Source organism: Hyphomicrobium methylovorum (assembly GCF_013626205.1).
Taxonomy (GTDB): domain Bacteria; phylum Pseudomonadota; class Alphaproteobacteria; order Rhizobiales; family Hyphomicrobiaceae; genus Hyphomicrobium_B; species Hyphomicrobium_B methylovorum.
The window spans coordinates 3,018,041-3,045,038 of sequence record NZ_QHJE01000001.1; the positions used below are offsets into that span (position 1 = coordinate 3,018,041).

General features: G+C 55.6%; 26 protein-coding genes. 23 read left to right on the forward strand and 3 right to left on the reverse strand.

Annotation, left to right across the window (positions count from 1 at the left end; all coding sequences use genetic code 11):
* Positions 1 to 27: 27 nt before the first annotated feature.
* The 15 genes from DLM45_RS14415 (at position 28) to DLM45_RS14485 (ending at position 16,164) form a co-directional block, all read left to right on the forward strand.
* Positions 28 to 1,488 (forward strand): ribulose-bisphosphate carboxylase large subunit, encoded by a 1,461-nt coding sequence (locus DLM45_RS14415; RefSeq protein ID WP_181337756.1) that lies wholly within the window; start codon positions 28 to 30, stop codon positions 1,486 to 1,488.
* A gap of 30 nt (positions 1,489 to 1,518) precedes the next feature.
* On the forward strand, positions 1,519 to 1,944 hold the full coding sequence (locus tag DLM45_RS14420) for a ribulose bisphosphate carboxylase small subunit (protein ID WP_181337757.1): 426 nt from the start codon (positions 1,519 to 1,521) through the stop codon (positions 1,942 to 1,944).
* A 67-nt stretch (positions 1,945 to 2,011) separates the two neighbouring features.
* A complete protein-coding gene (gene cbbX, locus DLM45_RS14425) occupies positions 2,012 to 2,980 on the forward strand; it encodes a CbbX protein (protein ID WP_181337758.1) in 969 nt (322 codons plus the stop codon).
* Between the two features lie 54 nt (positions 2,981 to 3,034).
* A complete protein-coding gene (locus DLM45_RS14430; protein WP_181337759.1) occupies positions 3,035 to 3,751 on the forward strand; it encodes an HAD family hydrolase in 717 nt (238 codons plus the stop codon).
* 198 nt (positions 3,752 to 3,949) lie between these two features.
* A complete protein-coding gene (locus DLM45_RS14435) occupies positions 3,950 to 4,384 on the forward strand; it encodes a CBS domain-containing protein (protein ID WP_181337760.1) in 435 nt (144 codons plus the stop codon).
* A 273-nt stretch (positions 4,385 to 4,657) separates the two neighbouring features.
* Positions 4,658 to 5,602 carry an MBL fold metallo-hydrolase gene (locus DLM45_RS14440; RefSeq protein WP_181337761.1) on the forward strand — a complete coding sequence of 315 codons (945 nt, stop codon included), beginning with the start codon at positions 4,658 to 4,660 and terminating at the stop codon, positions 5,600 to 5,602.
* Between the two features lie 690 nt (positions 5,603 to 6,292).
* Positions 6,293 to 6,850, forward strand: a complete 558-nt coding sequence (locus DLM45_RS14445) for a TlpA family protein disulfide reductase (protein WP_210269850.1) — start codon at positions 6,293 to 6,295, stop codon at positions 6,848 to 6,850.
* A gap of 23 nt (positions 6,851 to 6,873) precedes the next feature.
* Positions 6,874 to 8,346, forward strand: a complete 1,473-nt coding sequence (locus tag DLM45_RS14450) for a hypothetical protein (protein ID WP_181337762.1) — start codon at positions 6,874 to 6,876, stop codon at positions 8,344 to 8,346.
* A gap of 90 nt (positions 8,347 to 8,436) precedes the next feature.
* Positions 8,437 to 8,859 (forward strand): hypothetical protein, encoded by a 423-nt coding sequence (locus DLM45_RS14455; RefSeq protein WP_181337763.1) that lies wholly within the window; start codon positions 8,437 to 8,439, stop codon positions 8,857 to 8,859.
* A gap of 41 nt (positions 8,860 to 8,900) precedes the next feature.
* On the forward strand, positions 8,901 to 9,515 hold the full coding sequence (locus tag DLM45_RS14460) for a pentapeptide repeat-containing protein (RefSeq protein WP_181337764.1): 615 nt from the start codon (positions 8,901 to 8,903) through the stop codon (positions 9,513 to 9,515).
* Between the two features lie 25 nt (positions 9,516 to 9,540).
* Positions 9,541 to 10,494, forward strand: coding sequence for an MBL fold metallo-hydrolase (locus tag DLM45_RS14465; protein ID WP_343062317.1), 954 nt, complete (start codon positions 9,541 to 9,543; stop codon positions 10,492 to 10,494).
* A gap of 19 nt (positions 10,495 to 10,513) precedes the next feature.
* Entirely contained in the window at positions 10,514 to 11,389 is an 876-nt protein-coding gene (locus DLM45_RS14470) for an efflux RND transporter periplasmic adaptor subunit (RefSeq protein ID WP_181337766.1), read from the forward strand.
* The gene (locus DLM45_RS14475; RefSeq protein ID WP_181337767.1) at positions 11,376 to 12,557 is read left to right on the forward strand and encodes an efflux RND transporter periplasmic adaptor subunit; all 1,182 of its coding nucleotides are present in this window, start codon (positions 11,376 to 11,378) and stop codon (positions 12,555 to 12,557) included. Before DLM45_RS14470 ends, DLM45_RS14475 begins: the two co-directional genes overlap by 14 nt.
* Positions 12,558 to 12,567: 10 nt before the next feature.
* Entirely contained in the window at positions 12,568 to 15,696 is a 3,129-nt protein-coding gene (locus tag DLM45_RS14480; RefSeq protein WP_181337771.1) for an efflux RND transporter permease subunit, read from the forward strand.
* A gap of 15 nt (positions 15,697 to 15,711) precedes the next feature.
* Positions 15,712 to 16,164, forward strand: coding sequence for a DUF302 domain-containing protein (locus DLM45_RS14485; RefSeq protein WP_181337773.1), 453 nt, complete (start codon positions 15,712 to 15,714; stop codon positions 16,162 to 16,164).
* Positions 16,165 to 16,176: 12 nt separating this feature from the next.
* Here the strand turns inward: DLM45_RS14485 and DLM45_RS14490 are convergent, their stop codons facing one another.
* Positions 16,177 to 17,271 carry a YeeE/YedE family protein gene (locus DLM45_RS14490; RefSeq protein ID WP_181337775.1) on the reverse strand — a complete coding sequence of 365 codons (1,095 nt, stop codon included), beginning with the start codon at positions 17,269 to 17,271 and terminating at the stop codon, positions 16,177 to 16,179.
* A 41-nt stretch (positions 17,272 to 17,312) separates the two neighbouring features.
* Positions 17,313 to 17,672: an ArsR/SmtB family transcription factor gene (locus DLM45_RS14495; RefSeq protein ID WP_181337777.1), complete on the reverse strand. Its 360-nt coding sequence runs from the start codon at positions 17,670 to 17,672 to the stop codon at positions 17,313 to 17,315.
* 425 nt (positions 17,673 to 18,097) lie between these two features.
* Here DLM45_RS14495 and soxX point away from each other — a divergent pair, with 425 nt between their 5' ends.
* The 8 genes from soxX (at position 18,098) to DLM45_RS14535 (ending at position 26,047) form a co-directional block, all read left to right on the forward strand.
* Positions 18,098 to 18,649 carry a sulfur oxidation c-type cytochrome SoxX gene (gene soxX / locus DLM45_RS14500; protein WP_343062318.1) on the forward strand — a complete coding sequence of 184 codons (552 nt, stop codon included), beginning with the start codon at positions 18,098 to 18,100 and terminating at the stop codon, positions 18,647 to 18,649.
* 31 nt (positions 18,650 to 18,680) lie between these two features.
* Positions 18,681 to 19,136, forward strand: coding sequence for a thiosulfate oxidation carrier protein SoxY (gene soxY, locus DLM45_RS14505; RefSeq protein ID WP_181337780.1), 456 nt, complete (start codon positions 18,681 to 18,683; stop codon positions 19,134 to 19,136).
* A gap of 24 nt (positions 19,137 to 19,160) precedes the next feature.
* Positions 19,161 to 19,487, forward strand: a complete 327-nt coding sequence (gene soxZ / locus DLM45_RS14510) for a thiosulfate oxidation carrier complex protein SoxZ (protein WP_181337782.1) — start codon at positions 19,161 to 19,163, stop codon at positions 19,485 to 19,487.
* Between the two features lie 57 nt (positions 19,488 to 19,544).
* Positions 19,545 to 20,396 carry a sulfur oxidation c-type cytochrome SoxA gene (gene soxA, locus DLM45_RS14515; RefSeq protein WP_181337787.1) on the forward strand — a complete coding sequence of 284 codons (852 nt, stop codon included), beginning with the start codon at positions 19,545 to 19,547 and terminating at the stop codon, positions 20,394 to 20,396.
* Between the two features lie 82 nt (positions 20,397 to 20,478).
* Positions 20,479 to 22,170 carry a thiosulfohydrolase SoxB gene (soxB, locus tag DLM45_RS14520; protein WP_181337791.1) on the forward strand — a complete coding sequence of 564 codons (1,692 nt, stop codon included), beginning with the start codon at positions 20,479 to 20,481 and terminating at the stop codon, positions 22,168 to 22,170.
* Positions 22,171 to 22,342: 172 nt separating this feature from the next.
* Entirely contained in the window at positions 22,343 to 23,560 is a 1,218-nt protein-coding gene (gene soxC / locus DLM45_RS14525) for a sulfite dehydrogenase (RefSeq protein ID WP_246317657.1), read from the forward strand.
* Entirely contained in the window at positions 23,544 to 24,302 is a 759-nt protein-coding gene (locus DLM45_RS14530; protein ID WP_181337794.1) for a c-type cytochrome, read from the forward strand. Before soxC ends, DLM45_RS14530 begins: the two co-directional genes overlap by 17 nt.
* 431 nt (positions 24,303 to 24,733) lie before the next feature.
* Positions 24,734 to 26,047, forward strand: a complete 1,314-nt coding sequence (locus DLM45_RS14535; RefSeq protein WP_343062319.1) for a porin — start codon at positions 24,734 to 24,736, stop codon at positions 26,045 to 26,047.
* Between the two features lie 126 nt (positions 26,048 to 26,173).
* On the opposite strand, the gene DLM45_RS14540 is transcribed toward DLM45_RS14535, so the two are convergent.
* Positions 26,174 to 26,974, reverse strand: a complete 801-nt coding sequence (locus DLM45_RS14540) for a PhzF family phenazine biosynthesis protein (RefSeq protein WP_181337796.1) — start codon at positions 26,972 to 26,974, stop codon at positions 26,174 to 26,176.
* Between the last annotated feature and the right edge of the window lie 24 nt (positions 26,975 to 26,998).

The following is a 26,998-nucleotide window of genomic DNA, read 5'->3' on the forward strand; positions in this document are numbered from 1 at the left end:
TTTCATCGAATTCAAAGGAGCAAGACAGTGGATATCAAGGCTGGCGAACTGACTGGAAAAGAGCGCTACAAGTCGGGCGTTCTGGAATATCGCAAGATGGGATACTGGAACGGTGACTACGTTCCGAAAGATACCGATGTCCTGGCTCTGTTCCGTATTACGCCACAAGACGGCGTTGATCCGGTGGAGGCTGCAGCGGCGGTGGCGGGCGAAAGCTCGACAGCGACATGGACCGTGTGCTGGACCGATCGTCTTACGGCCGCACATAAGTATCGCGCGAAGGCGTACAGAATTGATCCGGTGCCGAATGCGCCTGGTTCGTACTTTGCCTATATCGCTTATGACCTCGATCTCTTTGAGCCGGGATCGATCGCTAACCTCACCGCGTCTATCATTGGCAACGTGTTCGGCTTCAAACCGCTGAAGGCGCTGCGACTTGAGGACATGCGTTTTCCGGTTGCGTACGTGAAAACGTTCCAGGGCCCGCCGACCGGCATCGTTGTTGAACGTGAGCGTCTGGATAAGTTCGGCCGGCCGCTGCTCGGTGCAACTGTGAAGCCCAAGCTCGGGCTTTCGGGTCGAAACTATGGGCGCGTCGTTTATGAAGCGCTGAAGGGCGGACTCGATTTCACCAAGGACGACGAAAACATCAACTCGCAGCCATTCATGCATTGGCGCGAACGCTTCCTCTATTGCATGGAGGCCGTCAATAAAGCGCAGGCGTCTTCGGGCGAAGTGAAGGGAACATACCTCAACGTAACCGCGGGTACGATGGAGGAGATGTACGAGCGCGCCGAATTTGCGAAGAGCCTGGGTTCCGTCGTCATTATGATCGATCTCGTGATCGGTTGGACGGCAATGCAGTCGATGTCCAAGTGGGCCCGCCGCAACGATATGATCCTGCATCTGCATCGCGCAGGGCATTCAACATATACGCGGCAGAAATCGCATGGGGTGTCGTTCCGCGTCATCGCTAAGTGGGCTCGGCTTGCGGGTGTTGACCACATTCATGCGGGCACCGTTGTTGGCAAGCTTGAGGGCGATCCGCTGACGACGCGCGGCTACTACGATGTTTGCCGCGAGGATTATGTTCCGCGGTGTCTTGAGCACGGAATTTTCTTCGATCAGCAGTGGGGTAGTCTTGGCAAGGTGATGCCGGTTGCATCGGGCGGTATCCACGCGGGGCAAATGCATCAGCTTCTCGATCTTCTGGGAGAGGATGTTGTGTTGCAGTTCGGCGGTGGAACGATCGGTCACCCGGCGGGGATTCAGGCGGGCGCAACAGCCAACCGCGTCGCGCTGGAAGCCATGGTTCTGGCGCGCAACGAAGGCCGCAACTACGTCAAGGAAGGTCCGCAGATCCTGGCGGAAGCTGCGAAGTGGTGCACGCCGCTGAGACAGGCACTCGATACATGGAAGGATGTGACCTTCGACTACACGTCGACGGATAGTCCGGATTTTGTGCCGACAGCTACTGCCGCAGAATAGAAAATTGATCACGACATTAGGAGCTAAGACATGCGCGTAACTCAAGGTGCATTCTCATTCTTGCCCGATCTTACGGACGCTGAAATCCGCAGGCAGATTCAGTACTGCCTCGAGAACGGTTGGGCAGTGAACGTCGAATTTACGGATGATCCACATCCCCGCAACAGTTTCTGGGATATGTGGAACCTGCCCATGTTCGACATTCCCGATGCTGCAGGTGTGATGCAGGAAATCAATGCATGCCGAAAGGTACATGGCGGCAGAGCTTACATCCGCGTGACGGCATTCGATAATACACACGGATGGGAGTCCGTGAAGTTGTCCTTCATCATTGATCGCCCGAGAGACGAAGCGGGTTACGCTTTGGTTCGTCAGGAAGGTGCCGGCAGATCGATCGCATACACCACGCGGGCATATGCGACTGACAAGCCGGAAGGGGAGCGATATCGCGACTGATGCGAGAGCGGCGGCGGTTCTCACTTGCCGCCGCTTTGCTTTCTTTTCCTAGATATAGGATCGAAAAATGTCTGAAGATTTGGCGCGTGTTGAGATCGCGGGACAGGCAGCAGCTAACTCTGATGCAGTCATTGATCTACAAGCTGAGTTTGCTGAGACCGGTCTCAGCGAAACCGTAGCCAGCCTCGATCGCGAACTGATCGGGCTCGCGCCGGTCAAGCAGCGCGTCAAAGAGATTGCGGCATTGCTGCTGGTGAATAGAGCGCGCAAGCGTTTCGGGCTCGAGAGCGAAGTTCCAACGCTTCACATGAGCTTCACCGGCAATCCGGGGACGGGCAAGACCACGGTCGCCTTGAAGATGGCCGAGATCCTTCATCGGTTGGGCTACGTGCGTAAAGCTCATGTTGTTTCGGTGACGCGCGACGACCTCGTCGGACAATACATCGGTCACACGGCGCCGAAGACCAAGGAGATCCTGAAGAAAGCGATGGGCGGCGTGCTGTTCATCGATGAAGCTTACTATCTGCATCGTCCGCAGAACGAACGCGACTACGGGCAGGAAGCAATCGAAATCCTGCTGCAGGTCATGGAAAATCAGCGTGACGATCTCGTCGTCATTCTTGCGGGTTATGGCGCCCGGATGGAAACGTTCTTCGGCTCAAATCCAGGCTTCAGGTCGCGCGTCGCTCATCACATCGAATTCCCCGACTACGGCGATGACGAGTTGCTTGAGATCGCAGATCTGGTGATGACCCGTCAGAGCTATCGTATCGATCCGGCGGCGCGCGAAGCGTTGCGCGATTACATTGCGCTCCGCCGCCAGCAACCGCTTTTCGCGAATGCGCGCTCGATCCGGAACGCACTCGATAGAGCGAAACTTCGTCATTCCAGACGGCTGTTCGAAAGCAGTGCCGGGGGCATACCGGTCTCCGAACTGTCGATGATCCGCGCGCCGGACATTCTCGCAAGCCGGGTTTTTAGCGGTGGTTTTGACGGCGGATCCGCTCCGGCGCGGTCACCGAGAGATCCATCCTGATCGTATTGAAGTTGTTCGTGCGTCAGCTTTCAAAAGCACAAATGAAAGAGAGTTATGCAGAACCCTGTTTCGCAGACGGTTGTCTTCGATCTTGATGGCACGCTTGTCGACACGGTGGCGGACATTGCTGCCGCGTTTGATGAGGCGATTTCGCCATATAGCTCCGGAACGACATGCCCAAAAAACGCTGTTTCCATGATGGGCGATGGACTCGGTACGTTTTTCTGGCGTGCTGTTGTCGATCGGAGGCTCGATCTGCCGGCCGACGAAGCCGCAGCGGCGTTTAACAAATTCATCGCTCTGTACCGGCGCACGCCAGTTCTGCGTTCGCACACTTATCCGGGAATACGCGAACTTCTTCAGGAGCTGAAAGACCGCGACGTTCGGATGGCGGTTTGCACGAACAAGGTGGAGTCAATTGCGCTGACGATCCTTGATCAACTCGGCATTCGCGACATGTTCGATGCGGTCGTTGGGCATAAAGATGATCGTGCAAAGAAGCCCGATCCTGCGCCGCTGCTCGAGGCGATTGCTCTTGCTGGAGGACGGCCCGATGATGCGCTGATGATTGGCGATACCGACGCTGATTGCGGTGCTGCGATTGCGGCGCGAGTTCCGGTTATTCTTGTTGCTTACGGATATAGCTCGGTATCAGTTCGTGAGTTCTGTGCGTGTCGACATGCGGAGACCGTCCAGGACCTCCGGCACAACGTGATGGAGTTTGTTACCACGCGCACGCGCGTCTATCACAAGGCGTCGTTGACGTTTTGAGCATCTGCGAAACAGTCAGCACGACTCTTCCCCACTTGGTCGTGCAATATGTCGCGCGACATTCTCGAGATTGCATCAGCGTACGTTGAAATGGCCCAATGTCCGTTCGCCAAGTGTCCAAAAATGCTTTGCGACAGTCTCCTTTAAACGCGTGCTCGCGCTGCGGCATCGCAACATAAACGGAAAGGGACAAGCGCCATGAGGGTTGCGGATCTACTGGATGGAAAAGAGCAACAGCTTCTGACCATCAAGCCAAACGAGACCGTTGGCCTCTTGGCCCGCAAGCTTCAGCGCTACCGTGTCGGCGTCATGGTTGTCAGCCGCGATGGACAAACAATCGACGGCATCGTTTCCGAGCGCGATATTGCCTATAGCCTGGCCGAACGTCGTGGCGAGCTGCACCTGTGCCCGGTCTCAGCGATCATGACTCGCAAAGTGGTTACGTGTACGCCCTCGACCAAATTGGACGAGGTGATGCATCTTATGCAGCAGTATCACATTCGTCATATTCCGGTGTCGGACAACGGCCGATTAAGTGGGATTATCGGCATGCGGGATATGATGGAGTTCCGCCTGCAAGAGGTCGAAAAGCGGTGCAAGGCCGTTGGACACTGGGCTGCATTGACCGAGTAGCGGGCACCTCCAAGTTGAGACTTTAAGCCGTTTCGTACGGCTTTCTGCTGCCGAAGATAGCTTCGACAAAATGAATATCGGGACGCCGACGTAGAGTTCGATACGACGGCGTTAAGCTTCGTGCGGCCGCGCTCTGTGTTGCCAGCGCTCGTATTGCCGACAGCATAATTCCAGTCCATGTTCCGATCCAAGAGTGGAAATACGCACACGCAGCGTTGTTTCGTGGTTCGGGTTTTCGGCCGCGCACAACAACAGAACTTATTTGGAGGAACTATGCGTTACGCTTTGGCGATGCTGCTGTTGTCGGCATTTTCGGCCGCTGCGTCAGAGGATATTCCGGATCAGTATCCGCAATCCGTACTGTACTCAAAGCCTGTCGAGTTCATTCCTCACGTATTCACAGCTATCGGGGCAACTGCGCCGCCAACGTATGAGAATGCAGGCCACAACAACAATCTTTCCTTCATCGTCACTGGCGATGGCGTTGTCGTTGTAAATTCGGGTGCTTCATGGCGCCTGGCAAAGGCGCTGCACGACGAGATAAAACTCGTCACCGATCAGCCTGTGAAGCTAGTAATAAATGAGAATGGTCAAGGCCATGCCATGCTCGGAAATAACTATTGGATCGAGCAAAAAGTACCGGTTTTAGCGCATGCCGATGCTGCTGCGGATTTTGCCGATCGTAGTCCGCAACACTTGGAGTCGCTGAAGAAGTACGCGCGCGAAAATGCTGAAGGAACAGTCCCGATGGGGCCGACGGAGACCTTCACCGACAGTCGCGTTATTACGATGGGGGATTTCCGTATCGAAATTCTTCATCTCGGGCCAGCGCACAGTCCCGGCGATGCACAGGTATGGCTGCCCAATCAATCTTTGATAATTACGGGAGACCTCGCTTTTCACGAAAGGCTGCCGCCAATTTTTGAAGGAACCTGCACCTCGTGCTGGATCGATACTTGGGAAAATAAGCTTGTTCCGCTCGCGCCGACATACGTCATTCCGGGGCATGGACATCCAACAAATCTCGCGCAGGTGACGCGCTATACGCACGATTATCTCGTTGATCTTCGCGCCAAAGTGAAAGCTCTGATAGACGAGGGCGGAGATCTGAAAGCGGCGTATTACGTCGATCAGTCGAAGTGGTCTCACCTCGATACGTTTGAGGAACTGGCGACCAAGAATGCCGGCGTGGTCTATGCCGAAATGGAGTTTGAATAGCGGTCTTTTACGCTGTCAGCTTCATGCTTGGTCATGACCCTCGGGTATTGCGGACGGCAGCGTATTTTACCGATCTTGTATGTCGCGCAACTACGCCTAAGGCGTCTCCAACGCGGACTTCTCATCCCGTGATTTTGCGTATCACGAACGATCTCGACCGCACCTGCAGATTTAGAAAAAACTTGTGGGTGCGGCGGAACCTCTCGTGGGGTGGTCGTTAGGCTTGCGGATCGAATCCAGAATTCCAAAATGTCAGTTCAGTGACGAAACGGGCGAGCGACGTGTTTTTCTTCTTCGCGTCTCTCGAGCACTTTGGCGGAAAATTGCGAGCAAAATTTCGGGTTTGGTCGAGGAGTGTTGTTTTGCTTTTATTTTGTGTTCAGTGCCTATTCGCTGTCCCGTTTTCCGTGTTTTCGGAACAAAATATTAAAATTTTGACGAACTGTGGAAAATTATTGCGTTCCACCGCTTGATAGATCAAGCCTTTAGATACAAACATATAAATTATTGCATGAGTATCTTGCGTTGCCCCCCAAAGCAGCTACTGTTTGGCCTGCGAGATGCGATCGCACTCGAAGTGCAAACAGGACAAAGAGCGAAAAATGCGCAATCGCCCAGTGTCCCAGCAAGAGAGGATTTCCTGTGAACACGTACTTCCGATGTGCACCGACGCTCAAACTGATCTGCGCCATGGCGGCGTTGTCAGTTGCGGGCAGCCTTTCGGTGAAGGCTTATGAAGAAGGTACCTTCCCAACCGCTGATCTGGTCGGCGGCGAGGTCTTTCCTAAGGGCCTGCAACCTGGCGATGCCTTCCCGATGGACGTCAAACTTTTTGACGAAAGCGGGGCGGAAAAGAACCTAGGAGACATCACTTCCGGCAAGCGGACTCTGTTGGTGTTCTTCATTTCAGCGGCGCCTGTGTCTGTCGCTGAGCTCTCGAAAATCGATAAGTTTGTCGCTGCCGACAAGAGCGACACGCAGGTCATTTTCGCGAATGCGGATACGGTTGGTGTTGCTCTCATGGGAGCAAAGCCGATCGCAGAAACCGTTCGGACCATCAATCTCGTCAAGAAGGAAAACAATCTGACGTCACCGATCTTCGTGGCGCCGAATAACGTTCTAGACCCGGGCGGAATTTCCAACAGGCTTGGTTTCCGTGGTCTCCCGACGAGCTATCTGATTAGCAAGGACGGGAAGGTGGAGAAACAGTTCGTCGGTTCCCGCGAGTGGAAAACAGGCGATCTATAAGAAACATAGTTGGGAGATGGTCCATGGAAATTTCTAGAAGGCGTTGGCTCGCCAGCGCCGCTGGTGTTGGAGTTGGCGCAGGTCTCGCGCTACAGAAGCCGTTGTCGGGTGCAGCATTTGCTGCAACGCATGACGCCAGCAAAGAAGCTCAGCACTCGCTTTTCAGCAAGTTTAAGAACCAGGTTGTGCTTATCCCTGGCAAGTACAATGGCAACGTTTCGGCGCTCGATCTGAGCGTGCCGGAAACGCTGGCTTGGTACACATTCGGACGCCAAGGCATCGACATGCCTATTCCGCATCATATCGCGGCGATGCCGTCGAGCGATCCGTACAAGTCGTTTGATTTCTATCAGACGATGCAGCCGCCTGGCGCGCCGTACGTCAACGAGAACTCTCCGGAGTGGCGCAACCGCGGCGACTTCAAGATGTTCAAGATGCGTTATGATGGAAGTGGAGCGCAGAACTCCATTTCTGTCGTCAACGATATCTCGGCAACGACCGGCATGGCGCTCGGCGTTCACGTGTCCATCGGTGTTGGCGTCAACGCGAACAAGTACGTCGCGTTCGCTGATGGCCAGAAGGACATGGTGCTGATCACGACGGTCGATGACGATCCGAAGATCGTGAAGGCGTTCCGTTGCGACTACGATCCCAACTCGCGCGAACTTCATATTTCTCACATGTTCCCTGAGGGCTCTACGGGCAAGTTCGACTTGCAGGGCCGTAAGGGTATGAAGACGTCTCACGAAGCTATGCTTGGTGAAGAGTTGATGCCTGCGGATCCCACAGCGGTATTCGTCGACGCATTCACTTGGCATCCGACGTTGCCTCTCGGAGCCATCCTCATTCGTCGTCATGGCTGCTGCTGCATCGTGAACACGGATACGTGGGAACCGGTGGCGCTGTTGTCGACTGCCAAGGGTGCGCCGGACTCGTTCCCGCTCATCAAGCAGACCGGCTACACGTGGACGTTCTCGATCCCGTCGGTTCTTTCGCCGTTGCATGAAGCTGGCTTCATCACCAGCGGTCAGTACTTCCTCGCTTGCAACAACGTTCTGCAGAACAACGTTGCTGTCTACCGTTCCGAAGATCCCGATCCGAGGAAGTGGAAGAAAGAGAACTTTGTTGAAGGCTTCGGCAACAAGTATCTGCCTCTGCACATGGGCAACGTGCCGGATTCCCGTTGGGTCTTCTTCACGATCTGGGCTCGCAAGCCGAACAACGGCTTCATCTGTAAGGTGGATCCCAAGACGTGGAAGATTGCGGCCAAGTGGGATACGGGTCCCGATCCGCACACGTGCGATTGCACGACCGATGGCAAGTACATCACGACGGTGTACAGCGGCCATCAGGCCGGTCAGTCGGGCCTCGTTGTGATCGACGCAGACTCCGATGAGATCGTTGCACGCTTGCCGACGGCAGCGGGTAGCCACGATCACGTCGTTGTTCCTGAGTCCTGGGAAGGCCTCAAGGCATCACGCAGTACTTCCGTTTAATACGGTGTTCGTATCGCGCCACAGTCTTCGTGACTGTGGCGCGTACGTGTTTCGATTAAACCGGGTGGCTTCGGGAGTAGGGAAATTCCGATGTTCAAGAGAATTTGGGTCAACTCTCTTTTTGCGCTGTTTGCACTTGTTATGGGAGCAGCAGTGTCAATGCACTCGGCTGGTGCTCACGATAACGCCGACCTTGCGGCTCATCCTGGACCGAATGGCGGCATGGTTCAGATGTCCGGTGATTACCACATTGAATTGCTGCTCAAGCCAGACGCAGTGAATGCCTGGCTCACCGATCATGGTGACGTGCCTCAAAGTACAGAAGGGGCTGCTGCCCGGGTGACGATCTTCGGTAGCAATGGAGCGCGAACGTCTTTAGATCTCCAGCCTGCCGACAAGAATGCCTTCCGCGCCAGCGCCAAGCTTGACGAGACAAAGGGCGTTCGTGTTGTGGTGGATTTGACGATGCCTGGAGAAAGTCCAGTGCAGATCCGCTTCGACATTCCTCGTTGACGGAGCCTATTCTCCCTTTTTCGTAGCTATCGAGGGATATCATGCGGCGTGTGTTGTTCTTGCTTGTCTTCAGCCTCGCTGCGTCTTCAGCTTTCGCTGAAGAGTCCAATAGAGACCGCCTTATAAAGACGAACGCTTGCTCCGGTTGTGACTTGGCGGGCGTCGATCTTTCGGGCGTTGGACTGATACACGCGGACTTGCGCGGAGCCGATCTATCTGGCGCGAAGCTTCAGAGCGTCAATTTGAATGCGTCGCAGCTGGACGGTGCCAAATTTGAGAATGCCGATCTTCGCTCCGCATTGCTTGGCGGGGCGCATATGGAAGGGGCGATTTTCAAGGGCGCGACGATGGACGGGGCGACGCTGACGCTCGCGAAGCTTGTGAATGCCAACTTTGAGGCTGCTTCGCTCGTAGGCGTAAGGTTCGACAATGCGAACCTTGAAAGCGCAAATTTCGAGCGCGCCAAGCTGGTTGATGCCGATCTTTACAATGCGAGACTGTTCTTTGCGAACTTCTCTGAAGCCGACCTGTCCGGTGCGGATCTGAGTGCGGCGGATATCGGTGAAGCGGACTTTACAGATGCCGTTTCAAACGAAAAAACGACATGCCCCAAATTTGGCAGCGGTCCATGTTGGGGCGAAGACAGCACCAAGTAGGTCTCTATCGTGGAGCACGATTAAAGTGGTCACCAAGGTTGACGACGTGAAGTCGATTTCGAGACGTGGAGCCCTGCAACTTGCGGCCGGTGCCGGAGTGGCGGTTGCGTCTCTGTACAACTCGTCGATGGCGCAGGCGCTCAAGCGCTTTTCGATTGGCGCTTCGGAGATCGTCATTATCAGTGACGGAAATCTCGTTCTTCCTGCTTCTTTTGTGTTTCCAGAAGTCGCCGATGCCGAGCGTGCCGGTGCTTTAGCGGAAAGCGGCTTGCCAACGGATACTGTGAAGCCGGACTGCAACGTGGTGCTGTTGCGTCTCGGAGAGCGGTCAGTGTTGTTCGATGTCGGTTCGGGCGGGAACTTCATGCCCACGGCCGGCAAGCTTCTGGAGAATCTCGGGGAGGCTGGGGTTTCGCCCGATAGCATCACAGACGTCGTGTTTACACATGCGCATCCCGATCATCTTTGGGGACTGACGGATGAATTCGACGAGCTGGTGTTTGCGAATGCAACTTACAGAATGATGCAGGCTGAATGGGATTATTGGTCTGATCCATCGACATTGGACAAGACGCCCGAGGATCGGAAAACCTTTGTCGTTGGCGCGCAGAGACGCCTGCCTTTGATCAAAGAGAAGCTGGAGCTGTTTTCACCCGGCGCTGAAGTCATACCGGGTGTTGAAGCTATCGGTACGCCGGGTCATACGCCTGGGCATGCTTCCTTCATGATTCACGGAGAGGGCAACTCTCCGCTGCTGATTACGGGCGACGTTCTTTCCAGCCCGGTGTCGTTTACACATCCGAACTGGCATTGGGGTACCGATCACGATCCGAAGGAAAGTGTCGTTACACGGAATAAACTTCTGGATCGTGCTACTCATGAAAAAGCGAGACTGATCGGCTATCATCTCCCGCATCCGGGAGAAGGCGTTGCAGTCGCTGACGGTACGGCCTATCGCTTCCGCTCTTCTGAGGGTTGACCGCTTAAGGAGGTTTGCGGTGCGCTATCTGGGTTTGGTTTCGCTTTTCTTGTTGTGTGCGGTTGTTCTGCCCCGACACGTCCACGCGCATTCCGACGCTTCGAGCTTCGCAAGTGACGATCACGGCGCTGTGCATTCGCATCATGAGAGGGAAGAGCGTACCTTCTATCCGGCGACAGTCGTTATCGATCCGCAGAAGAGCAAGAACGTCGTCCTCAAGGTCAACGCGCGCATAACGCGACTGCTTACGGGCTTTATCGGAGAGAAAGTCTCTCAGGGACAGGTTCTCGCCGAGTTTGAAAGCGCCGAGCTCGCGACGCTGCAGCAGACGTTTATTGAAACGATCATCAATCGCGAGGCGATGACGGCGTTCAGCACGACCGGCGAAGAAAAAATTCTCGAAGGCCGCATGAATTTGCGGTGGCGGGGCCTTTCGAACTCCGAGATCGATCGTATCGAAAAAGATCGCCGTCCGATGCAGACGGTCGAGATCGTGTCGCCGCTCGATGGGATGCTTATAGGCGTCAACGTCGCGACATCGCAGATCGTTTCTGCCGGATCGCGCGGAGGCCTGTTTAGCACTGCGGGGACGACGTTGTTCCGCGTGGCGACCGCTGATGCGCTTCTGGTTGAAGCGCAGATGCCACATCACATCGCTGCGGAGTTGAAGCCGGGTGAGGTCGTCGAACTTCATATTCCGGGTACGACTTCATCCGAGGCGATCAAGGGAACCGTGGAGACTGCGGTTACCCAGATCAATCCTGTAAACAGGACGGTGACGGTCCGGGTTCGGCCGGATGCGCAAAGCGCTGGTGCGCTTCTTTCAGGAACGACCCTTCTCGTCGCCCTGCAAAACAAAGATCGTGAGGACGACCACCATCATGGCAAGCATTAGAGACAGCATCCTGCGGTGCGGGTTGTTCACGGCTTTGGTGTTGCTCTCGCTTTCTGCAATCGTGCCAACTCAATCCGCTGCCAATGATGAGCACGCGTCCGGCACAGGGTCGTCGCAGGAAAAGCACGACGATAATCCGTCGGTTGTTATCGCCGACAAGACCTTGGTGACTTTAGCTTCCGCGCAAGCGAAACCTGCAGCGGATGCTTACAACACCTTCGGCCGCGTCATCGCTCATCCGGCTGCGGTGCGGGACATCAACGCCAATATTAGCGGCCAGATCGAAAGCGTGCTCGTGCGCACGGGCTCCGTCGTTAAGCAGGGCGACGCTATCGCTACGGTTACGAGTCCGGATTTCGTCTTTACACAGCGGTCGTATCTAATCTTGCTCAGCAATGAGGAGCGGCTTGCCATTCTGCGAGAGGAAGGCAACCTCCCCAACTTTCTAAAGAGTGCCCGTGAGAACCTTAAGTGGTGGGGCATGACCGAGAAGCAGATTGATGAGCTCGCGAGCAGCAAGACGATTGTCGAGCAAATTACAATTCCTGCTCCAGTCGACGGCGTTATCACGGAGATCTCGGTACAGCCCGGGGACGTCATCGATGCGGGCGATAAAACGATGCAGAATTTCATCGTTCTCGGCCGGGTGATTGCGCGGATGCTCGAAACCGAACGCGCGCCGCTGCTCGAGGTTTACGCGTATGCCAATACCATGTCGTCGCTTCGGCCCGGCACTACGCACGTGAGGTTTGCAGCAAAGCAGGGCGGCGCATCGGTTGATGTTCCGATCACGTATGTTGCGCCTCAGGTCGATGGCACAGCCCAGATGGTGCGCTCGATCGTGGACCTGAAGGATGTTTCGCATGAGTTTTCGATTGGCGACACGCTGCCGGTTGCGGTGCTGAAGGAGTCTGCGGAGGGTGTGTGGGTTCCTCGCGCCGCCATTCTACGGCAGGAGCTGCAACCCGTAGCTTTTGTGCTGAAGGCGGACGGTTCTTTTGAGCGGCGATCGCTTGAGACATTCGAGAGCGCGGGCCAATGGGTGCGCGTCGGCAATGTTGCGCTTACGGAAAAGCTTGTGACGAGCGGCAAGACCGTTCTGGAGGGCGCATATCGTCATCAGGTTGGTGGCGTTGAGCCCGATCACCACCACGATCACAGTCATTGAGGCCATCGGTATGTTCAATTGGATAATCGACTGGTCGCTTCGCAACAGACTCGTTGTTTTGATACTCTACGTTCTGCTGGCGATGGCGGCTGTAGCTGTCGTTCCCAAAATGACTGTGGATGTCTTTCCGGAATTTGCGCCGCCGCAGGTGCAGGTTCAGACGGAGGCTCCGGGCTTCTCCGCGAAGGATGTCGAGCTGTTGGTGACGAGACCGCTTGAGGCTGTTCTTCAGGGCATGCCGGAGGTCGATCAGATTCGTTCGAATTCTTCGGTTGGTCTGTCTCGCGTCATCGTTGTCTTCAAGAATAGCATCGACGTTTATCGCGCGCGGGCGATCGCTCAAGAGCGATTGCAGATGGTGCGCGGACAGATGCCGACGGGCGTGAACCCGTCGCAGATGATGCCGATGACGTCAGCCATCAGCTGGCTCGTGAAGTTTGCGCTGGTCGACTGGTCGCCGAATCCAAATCCGATGGCGCTGAGGAGTCTCGTCGATTGGGAGTATCGCAACCGGCTGTTGGCGCAGCCCGGCGTTGCGGAGGTCGTTGCGGTTGGAGGCAAGGTCAAGCAATTCCAAGTGCAGGTCGACCCGATCAAGCTCAAATCCTACGGTATCCCGTTCTCGGATGTGATCGCGGCTGCTGAGCAAGCGAACGTCGTTGCGCCTGGTGCATTTATCTATCCGAGCCCGGATGAGGAATACACCATTCGCGTCAACGGGCTTGCGCAGAGCCTCACGGATATCGGGCGGACGCCGGTGGCGACACGCGATGGCGTGCCCGTACTGCTGAGTGACGTTGCGGAAGTGAAGCTCGGCGAGGAAATCAAGCGCGGCGATGCGATGATGCTCGGCGGCGAAGCGATCGTCGCCACGATATCGAAGCAGTGGGGCGCAAATACCATTGAGACGACGAACCATATCGATGCGGTTCTAGCTGACCTTGCGAAGAACCTTCCGCCGGGCGTCGAGATGCATTCTCACGTTTTCCGCCAGGCGACATCGATCGAACGCTCCATGAGCAACCTCACCGAGGCGCTCTTGGAGTCCGCGATCATCGTGGGGTTCGTTCTGCTACTTCTGCTGGGCCGGTGGAGACCGACTTTTATCAGTCTTGTCGCCATACCCGCTTCGTTGACGGTGGGCGTGCTTTTCCTTTGGTTCGGGGGCATAGGGCTGAACGCCTTGACGCTCGGAGGCTTGATCTTCGCGATAGGCGAGGTCGTCGACGATGCGATCATCGACGTCGAAAATATTCTCAGGCGATTGCGTGAAAACGACAAAGAGAAATCGCCTGCGAGCGCGATGCATATCGTCTATGAGGGCTCGCGAGAGATCCGCAACTCGGTGGTCTATGCTACACTCATCGTAGCCGCGGCTTTCCTGCCGATCTTTTTCTTGTCCGACATCGAGGGTCGCATCTTTGCGCCGATGGCGATCGCCTATCTTGCGGCTGTTGTTGGTTCCTTGTTTGTCGCGTTGTCGCTTGTGCCGGTGCTCTCGTACTACGGGATGGCACGCTCGGCGAACGCCACGCAGAACGCGATGAGCCCGGTTGCGAGTTGGCTTAAGCGCCATTACGGCAACTTCTTGAAACGGACTATCGGTAGTGGCCGGATCATTCTGGCGACGTACGTTTCCTGTCTTGTTCTGTTTGCGGTTCTTCTGTTTTCGCTCGGCCGCTCGTTCATGCCGACATTGGCGGAAGGGAACATTGTCATTGCGACAACGATGATGCCCGGCACATCGTTGGAGGAAAATCTTCGCATGGGCCGCAAGATCGAAGCGCGGCTTGGTGCTATTCCGGAAATCGCCAGCGTTGCTCAGCGGGCAGGTCGGTCGCGGCTGGACGAGGATGCGCAGCCCGTCAATTTCAGCGAGTTCGACGTAACCCTGAAGCCGGACGTCGGTGATCCCCATGCGGTTCTGAAGACCATTCGGGAGAGCTTGGGCGAATTCCCCGGCATCAACATCAACGTCTCGCAGTTCATCACGCACCGGATGCAAGAAATTCTGTCCGGGGTAAAAGCGCAGGTCGTTCTGAAGATCTTCGGACCTGACCTTGACGTACTCACTGCGAAGCAGGCCGAGATCCTCGAGGCCGTAAAGCCGGTCATCGGTGTTACGGATCTGCAGGCGGAGCCAATGATCCGTGTTCCCGGAATCGATATTCGTGTCGATCGGCAGGCGGCGGCGAGCTTCGGATTTACGCCAGGTGAGATTGTTCGTCAGGTCGGTCAGGCGTTGAACGGAACGGCCGTATCGCGCGTTCTCGAGGATGATCGCACTTATGATCTTTTCGTGCGTCTCGATGAGCCTAGTCGCGCTGCTCTTTCAGATATTCGCGATATGCCTTTGCAATCGAAGCAGGGGCCTGTGGTACCGCTTCGTCAGGTCGCGACGCTGGAAGCTAATCTTGAGCCCTATCAGATCAATCGCGATTCAGGCACGCGACGCTCTGTTGTGCAGTGGAACGTGACGGGTACCGATCTGAACAAGAGTATTGTTGCTGCTCGCGAGGCTATCGCCAGCCAAGTCAAACTTGATGCCGGTTACTCGATCGAGTTCGGCGGCGACTATGTCGGGCAAGAGCGTGCGACCCACAACCTGCTTCTTGCGGGAACCGCAACGCTTGCAATCGTCTTTATGCTGTTGCTGCTCGCGTTCCGGTCTTTCTGGTTTGCGACACTCGTGATGGTGAGTATTCCGTTTGCGCTCATCGGAGGTGTGTTCGCGTTATGGATCTCTGGCGAAACACTCAACGTGGCCTCGATCATCGGACTGATCGCACTTACCGGGATTGCTGCGCGGAATAGCATATTGCTGCTCTCGCGATATCAGGCGCTCGGTGAGAGCCATGAGCTCAGCGACGAGGACGTTGCGATCCACGGTGCTACCGATCGCATGTTGCCTATTCTGATGACGGCGTTGGCGACGATCTTGGCGGTCATTCCGCTTATGATTGGAGATCCGGTCGGGAAGGAATTCCAGGGCGCGGTGGCATTGACTTTGGTTGGTGGGATGTTGAGTTCAACTCTGTTGAATCTGCTGATCTTGCCGACGGCGTACGTCTATTTTTCACCGAGCCGTGAAAAGGCGCGTGATGGACGGGACGAACGCCAGGCAACGGTGGTCAGCTAACGGAGTTTTCTCAGCGTGCGCTGTTATCTGAAAGCCGTGCTTTTGGCGGCCCTGATTCCGGTGACGGTTGCCCGCGCCGAAGATGACCTTGTAGTGCTTTCCGTCAACGCGTCGTATGCGGGCGTCGTACTCGATGTCGAGGATGCGATCGTTAATCGTGGGTATGTCGTCGATCATCGCGGCCACGTCGGTACTATGTTGAAGCGCACGCAAGATGAGGTCGGAGCGACCGGCAGCGTCTACAAGAATGCTGAATACCTGCAGTTCTGTTCTGTATTGCTTGCGCGGAAAGCCTTCGAGAAAAATCCCAACAACATTGCGTACTGCCCCTATACCGTTTTTGTTTATGAGACGGAGGCGAACCCGGGCGTCGTTGAGGTTGGATATCGCAAGCTTCCAGCCGGCGAGGAGCGTGATGCGATTAACACGCTTCTCAGCCAGATCGTCCAGGAAGCTGCCAAGCCCTGATCGGTTGTGAGGCTACTTCACCATTTCTCGCGGTAACGAGCGGAAACCTGCGAGGACCGATCCTTCGATCAGATATCCGAGGCCAAGTTTGGCGCCGATGGCGATGGATATGAAGACGACCGGCGCTGAAACGGCGAGCGTGGAAAATCCCGTAACGCCCTGACCGATTGTGCAGCCCGCGGCGAACACGCCGCCTGTTCCCATCAGGAAACTGCCGAAAACGTGCCGTCCAAGTTCGCTCGCGCTGTCGCAAGCTTCCCAGCGAACGTCCTTATATCTCCATGCGCAGAGCGCCGAGCCCATGATCACGCCGAGAACGAGACCGACCCCATAGTCAGGCATCGTGCCGGTGTTTGTCGCGAATTGCAGAATGGTGTCACCCAACGGGACGACGAACGAACCAGCCTCGATCTGCACGACCTCAAGCGAGTGCCGCAGGTGATACGTCGTAGCAAGCCAGCCAAAGGAGATCGCTGCTCCGAGCACCACGCCGGTCGCGATGCTTCCGCGCTCTCTTCGGAAGCTCGGTTCGCTAAAGACCCATGCAAGCAACGCGACGGTGATTACGATCGCCGTTGGAATGGCGAGGTCCAAGCCTGTGGCCCAAGTCAGCAGGCTGCCAATGGATTGATCGCCTGCGTCCGATACGTCGATGGCGAGATTGTCGACGGTGGCGACTCGCAGTTGAGCCACCAATCCGCGTTGTGCCCCGAGAGCTGAGAGGCCGAGCACAATCAGCACCACCGCGGAATTTAGGCTTCCACCTCCCGTTCGAACGAGCGCGCCGAAACTACACGTTCCGACAAGGGCCATACCCACGCCGAATGCGAGGCCGCCGATAACTGCTCCGGTCAAGCCCAGCAGTGGAGACAGATAGAAAGAGGCGCGAAGGTCTGCGTAGCCTGCGAAATAGAAGGTCTGCGACAGCGCAATAGCTATGGCCGCAGCAAGAATCCAAGTTCTAAGTCCACGGCTATCGCCGGCGTACCAATAGCGTTCGAGGGCAGCCATTGTGCAGAAATGGTGGCGCCGAGCTACGAAGCCCATGGCGATTCCAGCTAGGACACCAGCCAAAGGCAATGTCCAAGGAGACTCGAGAACACTCATGGATTCCTCCCTGATCTTTGCAGATCTAGCGCCTACAGCCCTTATTTTTGTTTGCTCTTTTTAGGGCTGATAATGGGCTCGCAGAAGAGAGTATACAGAGTTTCTATAACTTTGCGTATCTCGGGATCAGAGATGGAATAATAAATTACGCGGCCATCGCGACGCGTATCAACGAGTCGATCGAAACGAAGACGTGCCAATTGTTGGGAGACGGCTGCCTGTGGCAGCGTCATGATCTCTTCGAGTTCCGATACCGACTTTTCTCCGTCTGTCAGCAGACACATGATGAGCAGGCGACTTTCATGAGAAAGCGCCTTCAGTAGCTCGCTGGCCTTCCGCGCTCTGTCCAATAGCGCGTCATAGTCAACCGCTATGTCTTTTGACCTAACCGGAGCAGTCATGCCTTTGCTTCTGTTCGGTGTAGCATCTTTGTCACCACGAACAACTCTCGCACCCTAAGCGCATTCTTGTTGCGGAGCACAACGGTGCCCGACCATCTCGAAGTGCAGTCTAATACGTAACCGATATTTCCGTAAGACTATTTCGAGCCCATTCGGATCAGAATTTTTCCGGGCTGCGATGCAACTTGAAATCGAATTACCACACGTTCGGATGAGCGTGTGCGCTGCGAAATCTACGAATTGTCGGTAGCATTGTTCGAATGTCAGGGGAAGTGGTTGGGTTCGGTTGCCCTCTGTTGATCCTGGAGGGCGCGGGGGGCCGAAGGCTCCGTGTCAATCGGATAGCAAAAAGAGCTATTTTACAGGTGCGCAACGCATAAGCCTTGCGACCGGCAATCTTCGGTGCTAAGTATTCATAAAATCATATGTATGCATTGATCCCGAAGTCGATGCAGGCCTTCTGTATCGGATTTTGCCGGCAGTTGATTCGATTGGTTCGGAAAGAGGGGCTGCTCTCTATGGGTTGGAAATGTGCTGTAGTCGGCGTTTTGGGGGCATTGCTCTCGGTCTCGTCGGTATCGGCTGACGATGTCAGCCCCGCCGATGTCAAATTCGAAGACGGCGCGGTCGCTTCTTCGATTTCAGGGCAGCCAGGTGATCCCGTGAAAGGCGCTGCGACCTTTCTGGATCGCAGCTTGGGTAATTGCCTAGCATGTCACGCGAACAAGGCCATGGAAAAGGAATTGTTTCATGGCGATGTTGGCCCGACGATGGATGGCGTAGCCGAGCGTTATACGCCTGAACAATTACGAGCGATCGTTGCCAACGCCAAGAAGGTGTTTGGCCCTGATACGATTATGCCCGGCTTCTACACACTGGAAGTCGGCAAGTATGTTCGAGACGATCTCGTGGGAAAGACGGTTCTCTCTCCACAGCAAGTGGAAGACGTTGTCGCTTACCTCGTGACGCTCAAATAACAACAAGAATGGCTTCAAGAAGGAGGACATAATGAATCTCAGTCGACGGCAAGCTCTTATGTATTGCACCGCCGGCGCGACCGTCGTCGCGTTGGGAGGGCTCGGTGCGATTTCCCCATCCATGGCCGATGACCTATTGGATAAGGAAATTAACACGTTTACCGGGGGCAAAACTCCGGCGGCCGGTAAAGTTACGCTCACTGTTCCCGAAATTGCGGAGAACGGAAACACCGTTCCTGTGTCGGTCTCTGTAGATAGCAAGATGACCGACGGCGATTTGGTTCAATCCGTGATGCTTGTCGCGGACGCGAATCCGTTCCCGAGCGTTGCCACGTTCAATTTTACTGCGCTGGGTACTGCTGCTGCAACGACGCGCATACGCCTCGCGAAAACACAGAACGTCATCGCTATCGCCAAAATGGCAGACGGCTCCGTGTACATGGACAAAAAGCTTGTCAAGGTCACCATCGGCGGCTGCGGCGGCTAATTAAAATTCCAGGGAGAAAATGCAATGGCAACGCCAAAGCCGCGCGTAAAAGTTCAAAAAACTGCAACGGCCGGGGAAGTGGTTATCGTCAAGACGCTAATCAGCCACGATATGGAATCCGGTCAGCGGAAAGACAAAGATGGGAAGCTGATCCCTCGGCATATCATCAATAAATTCATCGCGGAATTTAATGGGCAGCAGGTCTTTTCCTGCGACGTTCATCCCGCTGTTTCGTCGAATCCGTATTTCGAATTTGGCGTCAAGGTTTCCCAAAGCGGAACCTTCAAATTCATCTGGATGGACGACGACGGCTCCTCCTATTCGGATGAACAAAAAATCGAAGTTAAGTGACCTCTTGCATGCACCGCCGACATCTGTGTCGCCGCTAGATAGAACGGGGAGATCCGTGTGCGGAAAATTTTCACGATTGGAGCCACGGCTTTCGCCTGTCTGATTGGCGCAGTCTCGGCATCAGGTGATCCTGCTGATGAGAAACTCGAAATAGACGGCGTCGAGATCATCACGCGCGCGAAGGCGATTGATGGTCTTCCGTTCGATGAGGTCGTTTCGGGTTGGCTTTATCGCGAGCCGGAAACTCGGAAGATGCAGGCGGATGCATTCCAGAATCCAGGCATGCTTGCCGTGGAAGAGGGCGAATCTCTTTGGGGCAAAGTGGAGGGCACGGCTGGGAAGTCGTGTGCGTCCTGTCACAATGACGCTCCGGAAAGCATGAAGAATGTTGGTGCGCATTATCCTAAGTGGGACAAGAAAACCAACAAACCCATAAACGTCGAAGGGCAGATCAATGCTTGCCGCGTCGACAATATGGGAGCCGAGCCCTACGCGTATAATGCGCCCCAGCAGATCGCTCTTACCGCTTTCATCAAACATCAAGCCATGGGTCAGCCGATTTCGCTGAACCTTGATGATGGAGAAATGAAGACTTGGTGGGAGAAGGGCAAAGATCGCTTTTACCTGCGCACCGGTCAGCTCAATTTTAATTGCGCCTCTTGCCACGAAGTCGGCTTCGGGAAGCATATCCGCGCTGACTACCTCAGCCAGGGTCAGATCAACGGGTTTCCGACGTATCGCTTTCAACCGGGCTCAATGGTTTCGGCGCACGAACGGTTTCGCGGATGCATCCGTGACTCTCGGGCAAACATGCCTGACGGGATGTCCGACGAGTTGTTGGCGCTCGAGGTCTACGTGACGTCTCGAGGCACCGGTCTATCGGTAGAGACGCCGGCCGTTCGCCACTAGGCAACGCTTGGCATCGGTATCTTAGTTTTCGGTTTGTCGGTTTGCTCCGGCAACGAGATGTCTTGAGCTGAAAGCAGAATTTATGATCTCTCGACGTGAGTTTCTTGCAGCAACGACTGCGCTATCGGCGCTTGCCGGAACCGGGCTCTCGAGTAATTGGGCGCGTGCCGCTAGTCGGCAGGCGCTGAGCCAGAGTGACCTTCTGGACTTCCAGTCGTTCGGCAACGTAACGCTCGTGCATATCACCGATATCCACGGGCAGTTGATGCCGATGCACTTCCGGGAGCCATCGGTGAATCTCGGTGTTGGAAGCGTGGCGGGGCTGCCGCCGCACGTCAGCGGCGCGGACTTCCTCAAGCTGTACAATATCGAGCCGGGGACGCCGCAAGCTTACGCTTTGACATCTGACGATTTTACCTCGCTCGCAAGTGCGTATGGGCGCATGGGCGGCATGGACCGCATTGCAACGATCGTCAATTCGATCCGTTCAGCACGCGGCGATAACATGCTGCTGCTGGATGGTGGCGATACGTGGCAAGGCAGCTACACGTCACTGAAGACCAAAGGGCAGGACATGGTGGATGCCATGAACGCGCTCAAACCCGATGCCATGACGGGGCATTGGGAATTCACCTATGGCACCGCCCGAGTTAAGGAAATCGTCGACTCGCTGCCGTTTCCATTTCTCGGTGGAAACATCTACGACGCCGAGTGGAACGAGCCGGCGTTCAAGGCCTACAAGATGTTCGAGAAGGGTGGCGTGCGGATTGCCGTCATCGGTCAGGCGTTTCCCTATACCCCGGTTGCGAACCCGCGTTGGATGTTCCCGGATTGGTCGTTCGGGATTCGTGAAGAAGAAATCGTTGCCAACGTTAAAGCCGCCCGGGCCGAAGGCGCTTCGCTCGTTGTCTTGCTGTCGCATAACGGATTCGATGTCGATCGCGCCGTCGCGTCCCGCGTCCCGGGTATCGACGTCATTCTAACCGGCCATACGCATGATGCGTTGCCGGAGCCGGTCAAAGTCGGAAAGACACTGCTGATCGCATCGGGGTCTCACGGGAAGTTCGTTAGCCGGTTGGATCTCGATGTCGGAAAAGATGGCGTTGCCGGTTTTCGATACAGATTGATTCCCGTTTTTTCTGACGTCATCGCGCAAGATGCCGCCATGACGAAACTGGTCGCGGATTTGCGCGCTCCCTACGAATCTGAACTCAAACGCGAGCTGGCGACAGCCGATACGCTTCTTTATCGCCGCGGCAACTTCAACGGTACGATCGACGATTTGATCTGCCAGGCTTTGCTTGACGTTCGGGAAGCGGATATTGCGCTTTCTCCTGGCTTCCGTTGGGGCACCTCGGTTCTCCCAGGTGCAAAGATAACGGTCGAGGATTTGCACAACTCCTGCGCAATGACTTACCCCTCCGCTTATCGCTCCACGATGAGTGGTCAACAGCTCCGGGATATTCTGGAGGATGTGGCCGACAATCTCTTCCATAAGGACCCCTACTATCAGCAGGGCGGCGACATGGTTCGCGTCGGTGGGATGGGCTACTCGATTGTCCCCGAGGGCGAAATGGGAAGCCGTATATCCGATATGGTCTTGTTGAAAACGGGCGAGGCAATTGAACCGACAAAGAATTATGTCGTTGCCGGGTGGGCTTCCGTCAATCAGGCGACTGAGGGTCCGCCGATTTGGGATGTCGTAGAGGAGCACCTCAAGAGAAATCCAACGGTGCAGCTCGCGGAGAACCGGAGCGTGAAAATTAAACACTGAAATTGACGATAATTTAGTGTTGGCGTTACGAGTTTGGCTTGATATATAGAAAAATATGAATATATATCACTCTCGCAATTAGGGGAGTCCCATGCCTGAGGAAAAGAATACAGACCCTGTTTCCAAGCCAGCTAGCCGGCGACGTTTCCTCCTTGGCGCCGGCGCGGGCAGCATGGCGGCGGCAGCAGCAGCAACTGCTGCTGCCGCCGGCGGCGCGCGAGCTGCAGGTGATCCGCTTATAACCGAGATCCAGGACTGGAATAGTGCCCTCGGCGAGGGTGTAGACGCCTATCCGTATGGCAAGCCATCCGAGTTCGAAAAGGGCGTTGTTCGCAAGAGCGTGCCTTGGCTTACGGCGGATCCGATTTCGTCGATCAACTTTACGCCGCTGCACGAATTGGACGGCATCATCACGCCGAATGGATTGTGCTTCGAGCGTCACCACGGCGGTATCGCCAAGATCCCGCGTGAGAGCCACCGCTTGATGATCCATGGGCTGGTTGAGAAGCCGCTCGTATTCACAATGGCGGATCTTATGCGCTTCCCGCGCGAGAATAAGGTCTACTTCCTGGAATGTGCCGCGAACTCCGGAATGGAGTGGCGAGGTTCACAGCTCAATGGATGTCAGTTTACGCACGGCATGATCCACTGTGTCATGTACACGGGCGTTCCATTGAAGCACATCCTCGCTGCTGCGGGAGTCAAGACCAACGCAAAATGGCTTTTGGCTGAAGGTGCTGACGCGTCGGCTATGACGCGATCCATTCCTATGGAAAAAGCACTCGACGATTGTCTCGTGGCATTCGCAATGAACGGCGAAGCGCTGCGCCCCGAGCAAGGCTATCCGCTCCGTCTCTGTGTTCCTGGTTGGGAAGGGAACATGTGGGTCAAGTGGCTGCGCAGGCTCGAGCTCGGTGATGAGCCGTGGCACCATCGCGAAGAAACATCGAAGTACACGGATCTTTTGCCGAACGGAAAGGCGCGTCGTTTCACTTGGGGGATGGATGTCAAATCCGTCATCACCAATCCCAGCCCGCAAGCTCCGATCAAGCACGGCAAGGGTCCTCTTGTCCTAACGGGGCTCGCGTGGTCGGGTAACGGAACGATCAAGCGGGTGGACGTGTCGATCGATGGCGGTCGCAACTGGAACACGGCGCGGATCGACGGTCCAAGTTTGAGCATGGCGCTGCATCGCTTCTACTACGAGTTCGATTGGGACGGATCGGAACTGTTCCTGCAGTCGCGCGCAATTGACGAGGCTGGATATGTTCAGCCTACGAAGGAAGCGCTGCGGGCAGTGCGCGGTGCAAACTCTATTTATCACAATAACGGCATTCAGACGTGGCACGTCGGGCCTGACGGAGTGATCGAAAATGTCGAAGTCACTTAAGGTTCTATTTGCCGTCACTGCTCTTGCTGCATTTGGCGTTGTGTCTGGCGTAAACGCGGCAGATACGAAGAAGGTCGCTGCGACGTCGAAGAAGGATGCGTCCTCTACGACGGAACAAGTGACCAAGGTGTCGACGCACCAGCTTGGCCGGCTCGCGACTGAGGATGAGATCGCTGCTTGGGACATTGACATACGTCCCGATGGAGTCGGTCTGCCAAAGGGCAAGGGAACGGCGGCACAAGGCGAGCAGATTTACGGCGACCATTGTGCCGTGTGTCATGGCGATTTCGGTGAGGCGACCGGGCGTTGGCCACCTCTCGCGGGCGGCGCCGGAACGCTCACGGCCGAGCGGCCGTTGAAAACGATAGGTTCGTATTGGCCGTATCTCTCGACCGTTTATGACTACGTGCGTCGGGCTATGCCGTTCGGGAACGCGCGGTCGCTTTCGAATGACGATGTCTATGCGTTGACGGCTTTCCTGCTGCAACTCAATGACGTCATTCAAGACGAAAACTTCGAGCTGTCAGACAAAAACTTCACGTCGATCCATCTGCCGAATGAAAAGAATTTCATCGACGATGATCGCTTGTCCGAGCCGAACTACGTGAAGAACGAAGAGCCGTGCATGTCGAATTGCAAGCCGGATAAGGCAAAGATCTCGGCGCATGCCGCGGTTTTGGACGTGACGCCGGAGAATAGCGACGACAAAGAAGATGGCGCCAATAAGGGCGGCGTAGAGTAGGAGAGCCTACTTTACGACATCAAGCGGACTGGTTTTTGGATGCGCTGACGGGTTCAGCGCATCCGCCGTTTTCGGCCCGTTCGTACGAATCACATCCCGATGCTGCGCCGGACCAGTTCCGGCCAATTTCATTTATTGATTGCGCGGCATATGCCGTTGAGCGGGTAAGTGGCTGAAGCCCATCTCGCGTGCTGCAAATAGGCGGTGGGCTGAGTGAATTCAGCGTACTTGCGGCGTTGCCGTTTACGTTTTCTTTCGAAAATTGTCACGAAGAGCACGGCGGCGGCGGAACCTTGAGGCTCCCGTGCAACAGTCCCTCAATAAATATTCAAATTCATCTATATAATAATTGTAGCGTCGGGCGACTGCCCCTCAGTGTATCTGCGTCGAAATAAGAACGACTCAAAAAGAATGCTTGGGGGACGGGTTCCGTGGCAACAGATAAACTCTATTGGAAGGTGGCGCTCGCTGCGGTTTTCGCAGTCGCCGCTACAAGCTTTGACGCTCCAGCACGGGCCGCAGATCTCGGTGGCAACTGCTGCGCCGACCTGGAGGAACGCATAGCCGAGCTCGAGGCGACGACGGCTCGAAAAGGTAACCGCAAAGTTTCGCTGACGATCTCGGGATACATCGCCCAAGAAATCACATTCTGGGATGATGGCCGCGAGACAAATACCTATATCCACGGACTTGGTCCGACGCAGGCGTCGCATTTCAAGCTCAACGGGCAAGCCGTCATCGCTCCGGGCTGGACTGCGGGTTACATGATGCGCATCCAGGATCTTGGTGGTAATGCGTTCGGCGCGGGCCCCGGTGGCGCTGCGATCAATCAGAATAGCTCGAACTACGACGCTGGATTGAACGTCCAGATGTCGTTCTGGTATTTGCAGAGCAAGGACCTTGGCAAACTTAGCGTTGGCCGCCTTGCGCACGCCGCGAAAAGTGCGGCGATGGGTACGGACCAATCCGGTACCGCCATCATCGACAACTACACGTTCTTGGCCGGGTTTCCGCAGTTTTACCTTCGGAGCGGCGATAACCTGACGCCTCCGGTAACGTGGGGCAACCTTGGCTTCTGTTACTATCAGAACTTGCCATTCGGCGGCGACTGCACCGGCATCGTTATGAATGGCGTGCGCTACGATTTGCCGGCGTTCGGCGGATTTACGGCAGCTGTGAGTTGGGGCGAGGATGATATTTGGGAAGTTGCTGCTCGCTATGCCGGAGTACATAACGGTTTCAAGCTATCTCTTGGGGTCGGCTATTCTCATTCTAGCGATGCGAAAGTAACCGGGCCGCGTGTTCTGACTCAGAAAGACACCTCATACTTCCAGGCAGGTGCTTACGTAGAGCACGTCGCCACCGGCCTCTTCCTCCATGGTGCCTATGGATATGAGGACAATAACAGCAAGCAATTGCTTCTGAACGGCATGCAAGTCTCTGACGGCAAGCATTGGTACATCAAGAGCGGTATCCGGCAGAAGTGGAACTCGCTCGGCGCGACCATCATCTATGGTGACTACGCGGAATATCTGGATCAGATGGGGCCTGCTGCTCTCGCGCGCGGTGCGACCTCAAGCAAGTTGACCCGTTATGGCGGTGGTATTGCGCAAGAGATCGACGCTGCTGCGATGACAACGTATCTCAAGTATCAGCGTTATGAAGGTGACGTGACAGGCGCTCCGTCTTTGACCGATCTGCAGGATCTCAGTCTCTTCACTGTGGGTGCCTTGATCAACTTCTAACGGTGACCGTTTCTGTCACGTAAGCCGTCGTCCGCCATTTGAGTGTGCTGTGGCGGGCTTTAGGAACGAGGTGTTACGCGCCGCTTTGCCAGGAGCAGAGTGGCGCGTGATCGTTTTGGGCTGAGATTAAACGGATTTCGCTCCCGGCAAGTGAAGTGTCCCCTCGAGGGAAATCGTTGCCTTTCCACCCAGCACAACGCGCTGGCCGCGGTCCTCGCATACGACGATGCCGCCACGTGTTGAAAGCTGTCGTCCAATAAGGCGGCTGCGTCCTAAACGCTTTGCCCAATACGGCGCCAAGCAGCAATGAGAGACGCCGGAGACCGAATCCTCCGGAACGCCATTGGCCGGGGCAAAAAAGCGGGACACGAAATCTGATCCTTCGCCGCCCGGTGCAGTCACGATAACAGCAGGAAGGTCGAGTTTTGCGATCGCAGCCATGTCGGGATTGAGCGCGGCAATATCCTGTGGGTGGTCGAAGACAAACAGATGATGTTTGGCGGCCAAAGCCTTCTTGGGTGTTGCCCCCAAAGCCGCAACAATTGCTTCTGTGACGATCGACGGAACCGGAGGCAAGGCCGCCATATCCAATGTCACGCCATCGCCATCCCGCAACACAAGCATGTAGTCGTCGCCCGTGCGAAAGCGGACGGCATCGAGCATTGTATTCAAGCGTGAGAGAATCAGATGTCCGGCGGCTAGCGTTGCGTGACCGATATGATCGACCTCACGGGTTGGCGTGAACCACCGGATACGAAAGCCGTCGTCTTCCGGAACGAAGAAGACCGTTTCGGATTGATTGAGCTCGGCTGCAATGGCCTGCATCGTTTCTGGTGGCAGCCACGAAGTCAGCGGGCAGACAGCGGCTGGATTTCCTGAAAGAGGTTTGTCCGCAAATGCGTCCACGATAAAAACATCGATATTCATTCCGCAGTGTATCCGTGCTTCCAA